This is a genomic window from Acinetobacter gerneri DSM 14967 = CIP 107464 = MTCC 9824 (genome assembly GCF_000368565.1).
GTDB lineage: Bacteria > Pseudomonadota > Gammaproteobacteria > Pseudomonadales > Moraxellaceae > Acinetobacter > Acinetobacter gerneri.
Window position 1 is genome coordinate 38,092 of sequence record NZ_KB849545.1, and the last position, 10,427, is coordinate 48,518.

The 10,427-nt window shown below is 35.8% G+C and carries 7 protein-coding genes and 1 pseudogene; 3 read left to right on the top strand and 5 right to left on the bottom strand.

All coding sequences use genetic code 11. The annotated features are described in order from the left end of the window. Positions 1–101 precede the first annotated feature (101 nt). The 3 genes from F960_RS15220 to F960_RS15225 all read left to right on the top strand — a co-directional run bounded on the left by F960_RS15220 (position 102) and on the right by F960_RS15225 (position 4,880). On the top strand, positions 102–2,960 hold the full coding sequence (locus F960_RS15220) for a ribonucleoside-diphosphate reductase subunit alpha (protein ID WP_081401798.1): 2,859 nt from the start codon (positions 102–104) through the stop codon (positions 2,958–2,960). A 366-nt stretch (positions 2,961–3,326) separates the two neighbouring features. Beyond that, positions 3,327–3,455: a hypothetical protein gene (locus F960_RS21930; RefSeq protein ID WP_004867149.1), complete on the top strand. Its 129-nt coding sequence runs from the start codon at positions 3,327–3,329 to the stop codon at positions 3,453–3,455. 141 nt (positions 3,456–3,596) lie between these two features. Next, entirely contained in the window at positions 3,597–4,880 is a 1,284-nt protein-coding gene (locus F960_RS15225; protein WP_004867152.1) for a ribonucleotide-diphosphate reductase subunit beta, read from the top strand. Between the two features lie 134 nt (positions 4,881–5,014). On the opposite strand, the gene F960_RS15230 is transcribed toward F960_RS15225, so the two are convergent. The 5 genes and pseudogenes from F960_RS15230 to F960_RS15245 all read right to left on the bottom strand — a co-directional run bounded on the left by F960_RS15230 (position 5,015) and on the right by F960_RS15245 (position 10,260). Next, positions 5,015–5,884 (bottom strand): HNH endonuclease, encoded by an 870-nt coding sequence (locus F960_RS15230; RefSeq protein WP_004867155.1) that lies wholly within the window; start codon positions 5,882–5,884, stop codon positions 5,015–5,017. Beyond that, positions 5,877–7,799: an AbiJ-related protein gene (locus tag F960_RS15235; protein WP_004867158.1), complete on the bottom strand. Its 1,923-nt coding sequence runs from the start codon at positions 7,797–7,799 to the stop codon at positions 5,877–5,879. Before F960_RS15235 ends, F960_RS15230 begins: the two co-directional genes overlap by 8 nt. Positions 7,800–7,880: 81 nt before the next feature. Beyond that, a pseudogene (locus F960_RS23040) lies at positions 7,881–8,115 on the bottom strand (helix-turn-helix domain-containing protein). Positions 8,116–8,193: 78 nt separating this feature from the next. After that, positions 8,194–8,997, bottom strand: a complete 804-nt coding sequence (locus F960_RS15240) for a thioesterase family protein (protein WP_004867161.1) — start codon at positions 8,995–8,997, stop codon at positions 8,194–8,196. Positions 8,998–9,174: 177 nt separating this feature from the next. Continuing rightward, a complete protein-coding gene (locus tag F960_RS15245) occupies positions 9,175–10,260 on the bottom strand; it encodes a tetratricopeptide repeat-containing glycosyltransferase (RefSeq protein WP_004867164.1) in 1,086 nt (361 codons plus the stop codon). Positions 10,261–10,427 lie beyond the last annotated feature (167 nt).

Below are 10,427 nucleotides of genomic sequence, written 5' to 3' on the forward strand. Positions count from 1 at the left end.
ATCTCACCTAAAAATTCCCGTATCTTGTGTCCTAAATTACATTAAACCACTAAGTCTTGTGTTTAACCTCAAATATCGTGACAACAAATAGTCCGATTCAAATGGTCCATAAACATAACAATGATGACAATGGAGCTAAGCTGACAATGAACGCGATTACAACCCCCGGTCAACTGCAGGTGATTAAACGCACCGGTGATGTTGCCCCTTTTGATGCAGATAAAATCTCTGTAGCGATTGGTAAAGCTTTTTTGGCTGTTGAAGGTCAACAAAGTGCTGACTCAAGTCGTATTCATGACCGTATTACACAATTAACAGAAATGGTCCTCAATACATTTACACGTCGTTTACCATCAGGTGGCACTATCCATATTGAAGAGATTCAAGATCAAGTTGAGTTGGCGTTAATGCGTACTGGAGAGCAAAAAGTTGCTCGTTCTTACGTGATTTATCGCGAACAACGTGCTGCGGCTCGTGGGCAAACAGGTGCAAATCATCACCCTACTCTACAAATTACAGATGCAAATGGTCAGCTACAGCCTCTGGATTTGAGCCACTTACAGACTGAAATTGCACAAGCAAGTGAAGGTCTTGAAGGTATTGATGTTCAAGCTATTGTCGATGAAACCATTAAAAACCTATATAACGGTGTAAAAGAATCAGATATCGCGACTACGATGATGATGGCAACTCGTACCCGTATTGAACAAGAACCTAACTATACTTATGTGACTGCACGTTTGCTCCGTAATGAGCTTGTTGCAACTGGTTTAGAGTTCTTGGGTCTTTCTAAAGATACTTTGGAAAATGATGCGCTCGAAACATTCTTGAAAAAAGGTGTTGAACTTGAGTTACTCGATCCAAAATTGCTTGATTATGATCTTAAAAAATTGGCTGCTGCGATCAAACCTGAACGTTCAAACCAATTTACTTATTTAGGTCTGCAAACTTTATTTGACCGTTACTTCATTCACTCAGACGGTATCCGCTACGAACTTCCACAATTGTTCTTTATGCGTGTATCTATGGGTCTTGCGCTCAATGAAGAAAACCGTGAAGAACGTGCAATCGAGTTCTATAACTTATTGTCTAGCTTCGATTATATGGCTTCTACGCCAACGTTGTTTAACTCAGGGACTTTGCGTCCACAGTTATCAAGCTGTTATTTGACAACAATCGGCGATGACTTGTATGACATTTATGGTGCAATGCGTGACAATGCCTTGCTTTCTAAATGGGCAGGCGGTCTAGGTAATGACTGGACTCCAGTTCGTGCGTTGAACTCATACATCAAAGGTACAAACGGTAAATCTCAAGGTGTAGTTCCATTCCTTAAAGTTGCCAACGATACTGCTGTTGCTGTAAACCAAGGTGGTAAACGTAAAGGTGCAGTATGTGCATACCTTGAAACTTGGCACTTGGACATCGAAGAATTCTTAGAACTTCGTAAAAATACAGGTGATGACCGTCGTCGTACTCACGACATGAACACTGCAAACTGGGTTCCAGATTTGTTCATGCAACGTGTGATCGAAGATGCTGAATGGACTTTATTTACACCATCAGAAACGCCTGATTTGCATGATTTGACTGGCGAAGAATTTGCTACTCGTTATGCTTATTATGAAGGTATTGCCAAAGAAAAGAATATGTTGCACAAGAAAATCCGTGCAAAAGACTTATGGCGTAAAATGCTTTCTATGCTCTTTGAAACAGGTCATCCTTGGATCACATTCAAAGATGTATGTAACTTACGTTCACCACAACAACATGTTGGCGTAGTGCATTCTTCAAACCTTTGTACTGAAATCACTTTAAACACCAATAAAGATGAAATCGCAGTATGTAACTTAGGTTCAATTAACCTTGTACAACATGTTCAAGGCGGAAAACTTGATCGTGAAAAATTGGCTCGTACAGTAAAAACTGCTGTTCGTATGCTCGATAACGTGATCGACATTAACTACTACGCTGTTGAACAAGCACGTACTTCTAACTTAAAACACCGTCCTGTCGGTATGGGTATCATGGGCTTCCAAGATGCTTTATATGAAATGGGTATGGGTTATGGTTCTGACGCAGCTGTTGAGTTTGCAGATGAATCAATGGAAGTGATCAGCTACTATGCAATCCAAACTTCTAGTGATTTAGCGGTTGAACGTGGCGTTTACTCTACATTCAAAGGCTCACTTTGGGATCAAGGTATTTTGCCAATCGATTCTTTAGACATCGTCGCAAAATCTCGCCCAGAACGTATGTTTGAAGTTGACCGCACACAACGTTTGGACTGGGATACATTACGTACCAAAGTTCAAAAAGACGGTATGCGTAACTCAAATGTGATGGCGATTGCACCGACTGCAACCATTTCAAATATTTGTGGTGTTTCACAATCAATTGAACCAACATTCCAAAACTTATATGTGAAATCTAACCTTTCTGGTGAATTCACAGTGATCAACCCGTACTTGGTACGTGCGCTTAAAGATCGCGGTCTTTGGGATTCTGTGATGGTCAATGACTTGAAACATTTCGAAGGTTCTGTACAAAAAATTGCACGTATTCCTGAAGAGTTAAAAGAAATCTTCGCTACAGCGTTTGAAGTTGAACCACGCTGGATCGTAGATGCTGCTTCTCGTCGTCAAAAATGGATCGACCAAGCACAATCTCTTAACCTTTACATCGCTGGTGCAAATGGTAAGAAATTGGACATTACTTACAAAATGGCTTGGTTACGTGGTCTTAAGACAACTTATTACCTCCGTGCTTTGGGTGCAACTTCTGCTGAAAAATCAACCATCAACACAGGTGCGTTGAATGCAGTAAAACCTGCAACTGTTGCAGCTCCTGCACCAGCGGTTGCAAAACCTGAAGTTCAAGAGGAAGACGGTTTTTCTCAAGCAGCTCCAGTGCCACAAGCATGTTCAATCGACAATCCTGATTGTGAAGCTTGTCAGTAATTTAATTTATACCTCCCCTAACCCCTCCTAAAAGGAGGGGGATGGATCACTTGTTTATTTAGGTGATATTTCCTCACTTAAAAGGAGAGAGATAGATCACTTGTTTATTTAGGTGATATTTCCTCTCTCAAAAGGAGGGAGATGAATCACTTATTTATTTGGTGATATTCCCTTTCTTAAAAGGAGAGAGATAGATCACTTTTATTTAGGTGATATTTCCTTTCTTAAAAGAAGGGAGACGGATCACTTATTTATTTGGTGATATTTCCTCTCTTAAAAGGAGGGGGATGGATCACTTTTTATTTAAGTGATGTCCCCTCTCCTTCAAGGAGAGGGTTAGGGAAAGGTTTTTAAAGAGGCTAAGAAATGTTCCATTTAAGTCATAACTATGAGTTAGGCGTAATCGCACTGATCTTAGCCTTTTTAATATTTTATATTCCGATCACCTATGCTTTCTTTGCGATTCGCAAACAACGGCGTAATCAAAATAAGTAGTGGGGAATTTGTGTTTAATGGTTAAAAACAATACACAAATCGACAAAACTTAATTTTGCTTACACAAAATGAGCGTATAGTAGCGACATCTTTGTTATCAAGATGTCCAGAACAGATATAAATAACGAAGAGAGAATGAAAATGTCTATCCTGAGTTGGGACGATTTTGAAGATGATGCACCGAAACAAGCTCCACAAGCTAACAAGTCTGCGCCCGTCGAACCGGAAAAAAAGACTGATTCGCAAGTGGTATCTGATGCACAGCCATCATCGCAGAATTTGGCAGCTGCACAATCCGTTGGAACCCATTCCAACCGAACAACAGATTCAACCGATTCGTTGGTTCGAGCATCTGAATCCCTAAAAAATCTTGATGTTGCACCTGGTTTAGAAGAGCTAGAAATGGGCGCTCAGCGTGTTCTAGTTGATGATAAAGCCATGATCAATTGCCGTGCTGACCTTAACCAGCTTGTTCCATTTAAATATGAATGGGCTTGGCAAAAATATCTAGATGGTTGTGCAAACCACTGGATGCCACAAGAAATCAATATGACTCACGATATCGCACTTTGGAAGTCTGAAAATGGCTTGACTGAAGATGAGCGTATTATCGTGAAACGTTCTTTAGGTTTCTTCTCTACTGCTGACTCACTTGTTGCAAATAACTTGGTTCTTGCGATTTATCGTTTGATTACCAACCCTGAATGCCGTCAATACATTTTACGTCAAGCATTTGAAGAAGCGATTCATACGCATGCTTATCAATACTGTATCGAATCTTTGGGTATGGATGAAGGTGAAATCTTCAATATGTACCGTGAGATTCCTTCAGTTGCACGTAAAGCGTCTTGGGGTCTGAAATATACACAATCTTTAAGTGATCCTACTTTTAAAACAGGTACACCTGAAGATGATCAACGTTTACTTCGTAACTTGATTGCATTCTACTGTGTACTTGAAGGGATCTTCTTCTACTGTGGCTTTACTCAAATCTTGTCTATGGGTCGTCGTAACAAGATGAGTGGTGTTGCTGAGCAGTTCCAGTACATTCTTCGTGACGAATCTATGCACTTGAACTTCGGTATCGATATGATCAACCAGATCAAAATCGAAAATCCACATCTTTGGAGTGCTGAATTCCAAGAAGAAGTGATTCAAATGATTCTTGAAGGTACTATGCTTGAAATCGAATATGCTCGTGACACTATGCCACGCGGTGTATTGGGTATGAATGCTGCCATGATGGAAGAGTATTTGAAATTTATCTGTAACCGTCGTTTGAGTCAGCTTGGTTTACCTGAGCAATTTGCTGGTGTAAATAATCCATTCCAGTGGATGTCTGAGATGATGGATCTTCGTAAAGAGAAGAACTTCTTTGAGACTCGTGTAACTGATTATCAAACTGGTGGTGCGTTAAGCTGGTAATGGTTTAACATCACATAAAATTTCCTTGAAATAAAAAATAGAGCCAGATGGCTCTATTTTTATAATCAAAATCATTAAATATAGCTTTATGATTATTAATAACATTAAAAAAATATTATTAATCTTTATTTTAATTATTTATATCCCTTATCACTACAATACTCCATGAATGCTAAGCTACTACATAAAGTTAATTTAAGAACATTCTCATAATGATTCATACCCAATCTTGATTGCTCATAAACAATTGTTGCTTTTGCACACTCCAAAGAATCTTTCAAACTTAATTTTATCAAACTACCACGTACTGTATTTTCAAATTCAGAAATAACTTGATTCGCCTTTCCTTGAAACCTATTTAATAACTTAAGATTATCATAGTGATTTTTAATTATATTAAATAAAATAGCATCTATATTATGAGTATTTTTAAGAAAATACTTTACTGAAAAAGTACTGTTAGTATATTTTAAATCAACATACAAAAACTGTTGATATGGTAGTTTATGTAGATACAAGTTTATAAATTCAAAATTACCACCCTTTACCCACTTATTAGATTTATAACTATTACACTCAGAACAAACTGGTATTAGATTCTTAGGGTGTACAACAAATTCTGGAAAACACTCCTTTGGTACAATATGATCTAAAGTATTAACATCATTAATTGTACAGTATTGACATGTATTCAGCTCATAATCATTTGGCAAAGAAATTATTGCATTTTTCAATCTTATAAAAGGCTTTGAACCATATTTATATAGCTTTAATAAATCATCTTTCTGATTAGCGTTGATAGAAGGTAAAGGTGCTAAATAAAGCAACTTATTACTAGTAAAAGCAGTATCATATACCTTATATGCATTACTTAAAAATGGAATTAACAACTTAATACGATCTTTATAAAAGGGAAACTGCTCTCCTTTTCCTCGTTTTTTTGAATTAATAACTTCTTGTAAAAATAAAATGCTATCACCACTATATGAATTTAAATTAATCATATCTATTCGACACCATACTTTTCAAAAGAACTGTAAGATTCAAACTAAGTGGTATATCATTTACTCTTAAAAGATGAATTATTTCTTCAAATGAATACCCTTTATTTATTAATATTTGCAATTCTTTTTTGAATTGCGAATCGGTTGCTCTTGACCCAAAAATATCTTCCGTTATTTTTGTTAAGTTCTCACCAAAAGTTTCAATTGCAGGATGTTTAGCATTTAAGATATTATTTTCATTTCTTATAACATATACATTTTTAGATAATATACCCTGAACAATAATAGGCGAATGTGTAGCTATAATACAAAAAGATTGGAACTTTTTAACTAAAAGATGAATACTATTTATTAACTGTGAAATTGCATTAGGGTGTAAATGTGTTTCTGGCTCATCAAATATTATTAATGAATCATATCTTATATTAGCTAAAATCTCTGTAAGGATATATAAAAATATAGCCTGTCCAGAACTAAATGTTTTTAATGCCTTATTAATTTCTACTATATTTAACCTTTGCTCAAATAATGTTGGATCCCATTCAACCCAAACTTCAACTAACTCTTTTGGAAAAAAGTTTTTTATAATTTCAATCCAACTATCAAATCTTTTATTCTTTTGTACTTTAACTATTGATAAAAAGAATCTTGCATTCAACTCACTTTCAGAAAGAATCGATTCAGAATTTCCTTTTGAATGTCTCAATCCACAGTATATATAATTAATTTTAGATGAGCTTTCAGGTATTACAAATTTATCAAATGCACTATATGAAACAGCTATTACTTTACTAAAAAGAGGTATCTTCGGTGCGAATAATTCAAAATTACCATTTGCTATATCAAATGGTAATTTTGAAACTAATTGCGTTTTTCCAACACCATTATTTCCTATAAGTGCATATATCCTATTTGGAAGAATAGAACTATCATTAAAGTTAAATCCAATTCTTAATCCTTCATCATCTGAATACATTGGTTTGAAATTGTATTCAAAGGAATATAAATTACTTAAATCATAATTATCTATACGGTATCTTGCCTGCCTTAAGAGCTGTTCTTGCTCATCAAATCTAATGATACTATTTTTAAAATCGCTAAAATTTTCAAATTCTTCACATATTTGAGGAAAAAAAGCAATATCATTTAATCCTTTCAGGATTGATAAATAATTTTGTTGGAATATATTTTTCAAATTTTTATAAAAATCAAAAGTCTGTCCCAATGAACAAAATTCATTACTTAATGTATAAAAACTATCCACTATTTCTTTTGTTGTACTGTTAGATTGCTTTGAAATAATTTTCAACTTACCTATATCTTTCCTCATATTATTAGCAACATAATAGAGAAAAAATTCATTTTTATTACCATAGTCATCCCATGTGGTTGGACTCAGTAAAAAATATGAATTATGTGCATGTTTAATATTACTAAAGACAAAAGGTATTTTATTGTCAGCTAAATCTTTAAATTTGTTATCTTCATCTAATTCATCAATTTCAAATATTGATAAACTATTATCATCAATACCTTTTAAACGATATTCAAGTAAATCATTTTTTAAAATTGGATTTAATGTATGATAAAAAAATTTTATATCATCATCAGTTTCATTAACCTCAGGTGAAATCACCTTATTGAGCAATCTAATTAAAATCTCATCAGAATCAATAAAATTAAACCTTTCCAACAAAATAAAATCTAATTCCCAATCATTATTATTTATATAGTGCTGTATTAGATCCCTTCTTGCATCCTTATAACGAGGATCAGTGGAAGGTAAATTTTTTAAATCTAAAATTTCATCAAAAAAAACTATAGGATCAATTTTTTTAAAAATCTTAATTTCTTGCTTTGCAAGTAGTCTTAAGATTTCTAATTTTATATTTCGTTTTAACTGAAAATTTTTCATAACTAAGTGATAAGTTTTTTTATATTATTTCAATAACTAATATAAATTTCAAGATATTTAAACTCGCAAGATTTTCCAGTTTTAATTATATAATTTTATTTGATTCACGAATTCCCCAATTTCTATATTTAAAGCTTTGAGCCAATCCATTATCTCATCACATCAAGTCTTCTTTCCAAAATTTCAACTTTGGAAACAAACGATTGAGATTTATTCAAACAGCTCACAAGTTCAACCTGAGTCACATTTTGGACTCACGAAGTTCTATAAGCTTCTTTATTAGGTATTGATACCTAGGATCGTGTATTGAGCACATGGCTCAATATCAGCGACAATCTAGATATCCCATTTAAGCTGAAAAACCTACAAAACCAACATTCAAATCACTAAAATCTCAACCCATTTCACGCAAAGTCAAGATCTGCTCACTACGACCAAATGGACCATGGATATCATGCAAAATTGCACTCGATAGGCCAATACCATCTTCACCATACTGCTGAATCGCTTCTAAACCCACCCACTTACCTTGAGGTAAACGATGCATATGAATTTGTAGATCTAGGTTTGGAAACGCCCATTTAAACTCACGATCCTGACGCGGTACGATTCCATTCACCGTATCAACCAAAGCCATCAAATTGACAAAATCACTGGTCGCTTCATTTTCAATCATTTTGACTGGCGTAGTCATCCAAACAATACCTTTGCCATTACGACGATGTTCATCTGCACGCATTTCAGTACTGTCAATAAAACCGCCCGCCCAGATTTTTTTGAGTCCATGCCATTCAGGATAATACTCAGGCTGGGAAATAGAATGGTCTTCGAGTCCAGCAACATCACGCGTATCAGAAGTCATCATTCGCCAAGCACGTGCAACAATACTGGTTTTACCCTTGGCTTGCATAACTGACTCGATCAATTCAATCGTTTTGCCAGTACGTATCACTTGGGTGGTGATACTAAACTCACCACCCCAGATCAATCCGAAAATATCAAAACTAATACGACCTATACGCATATTCTCACGTGGGAAAAACCGATCTAACTCTGCACAAATAATCCCTGAAGCAGGTCCCATATGCTGTTCTTCTGGATTCCATGCGCCTTGAGCATGTTCAGTCGATCGATAATGCGCGACAACAACGCCATCTTCACCGATATTACGATTCAGTAATTGATAATATGCTGACATAACTTCCCTATTAAGCAAAACCTCATTACATTCCATCTTAACGGCAATTGACTAAAAAATGAATAACAATTCATTTTTAATTTTCGATAAAATATATCAAAATTTGTCCATTAAAATCAGAGCTTAAAATCAGGTCTTTGCAAAACTAGAGAATGACTTTAGCAATTCATTTTCGCTCTATTGATAAAACTTTTGATTATCCAGTAGTCTTTGTCGCTGTGATTCTGGAAAATTTTGTTCATCAAAAAGTTTGGTGATTGCAGCTTTACCTGCTACACGATAATCCTGACAGTAGCTTGCCGATACAGACAATTCATCTAAGGCACGCCATTGATAAACACTAGCATCGATAAATAAACCCTCTGCTGGTAACGGTATTTCAACTGCTTGAGCCGCAAAATAACATGCCAAATCAAAATCTTTTTTATTTCGATAATAACGTGCCAATTCATACAAGGGTTCAGCACGATGTTGTTTAGTGATCCAACATTGTAGATATTCACGGTAAATGATGAGTTCATCCATACCCATCAATTCAGCCAACTGTGCCGCTCGAAAACGAGCCATCCAGCGTTCTTCTTCCCAACCCTGCGCCGCCGCTCTTTTGAGATAAAATTCACGGCTTTTTTCCTTCAATCCCGCATCTCGATAACTTTGCGCCAAATAGAACATATAGCGAAGATTATCAGGTTCATCTTTTAAACCTTGTTCCAATAATGCGATATCTTTTAAATAAGTATCTGCATTTTTTGCACGTGCGCCATCATGCTTCACAAAAATATTCAAGCCAGTCAATGTCTGCCATTGATGAGGTTGCTTGGCTTGTAAATATTCATGTAAAACGCCTTTCCAGCTCCATGTTAAGCGAGCCGAAACCATGGCATTACGTCTATAGCGTAATCCACCATAAATCACAGGAAAATAGTACGCATCCCCTGTCAATTTTGGAATTTCAAAATTCGGCTCGGCCTGCAATTGTTCATCCGCATCGATAAAAAGCAGATAATCTGTTTCAGCAAGCGCATCCCCCACAGCAAGTTCAAGCGCCTCTGTGCGGTTATAGCCAAAATTTTTCCATGGTCGTTCGTATAACTTTCCTGGAATATCTTTTAAATAATCTTGGATAATCTGTTGAGTTCCATCCGTTGACCCCGTATCAACGATACACCATGAATCAATCCATGGTTTAACTGATGCCAAGCATCTTAAAATGACGTGTGCCTCATTTTTCACAATCATGTTGAGGCGAATACGATTTTGCATATCCTATCTAACTCTTTTTCAATCTATTTTTAATTTATCTCAAAAAAATAAAAAGAGAACCCTACTGCGGTCACAGTCACGGTATTCGCACCGTCTTTGATCACCACCGTCACTGTGCTACCCGCTTCAGCAGTACCACTAATGCTTGGTGTTGTATCGTTGGTTGG

Coding starts and splice junctions, on each gene's coding strand:
- F960_RS15220 (WP_081401798.1), top strand. CDS start 102: ATGGTCCATAAACATAACAATGATGACAATGGAGCTAAGCTGACAATG.
- F960_RS21930 (WP_004867149.1), top strand. CDS start 3,327: ATGTTCCATTTAAGTCATAACTATGAGTTAGGCGTAATCGCACTGATC.
- F960_RS15225 (WP_004867152.1), top strand. CDS start 3,597: ATGTCTATCCTGAGTTGGGACGATTTTGAAGATGATGCACCGAAACAA.
- F960_RS15230 (WP_004867155.1), bottom strand. CDS start 5,884: ATGATTAATTTAAATTCATATAGTGGTGATAGCATTTTATTTTTACAA.
- F960_RS15235 (WP_004867158.1), bottom strand. CDS start 7,799: ATGAAAAATTTTCAGTTAAAACGAAATATAAAATTAGAAATCTTAAGA.
- F960_RS15240 (WP_004867161.1), bottom strand. CDS start 8,997: ATGTCAGCATATTATCAATTACTGAATCGTAATATCGGTGAAGATGGC.
- F960_RS15245 (WP_004867164.1), bottom strand. CDS start 10,260: ATGCAAAATCGTATTCGCCTCAACATGATTGTGAAAAATGAGGCACAC.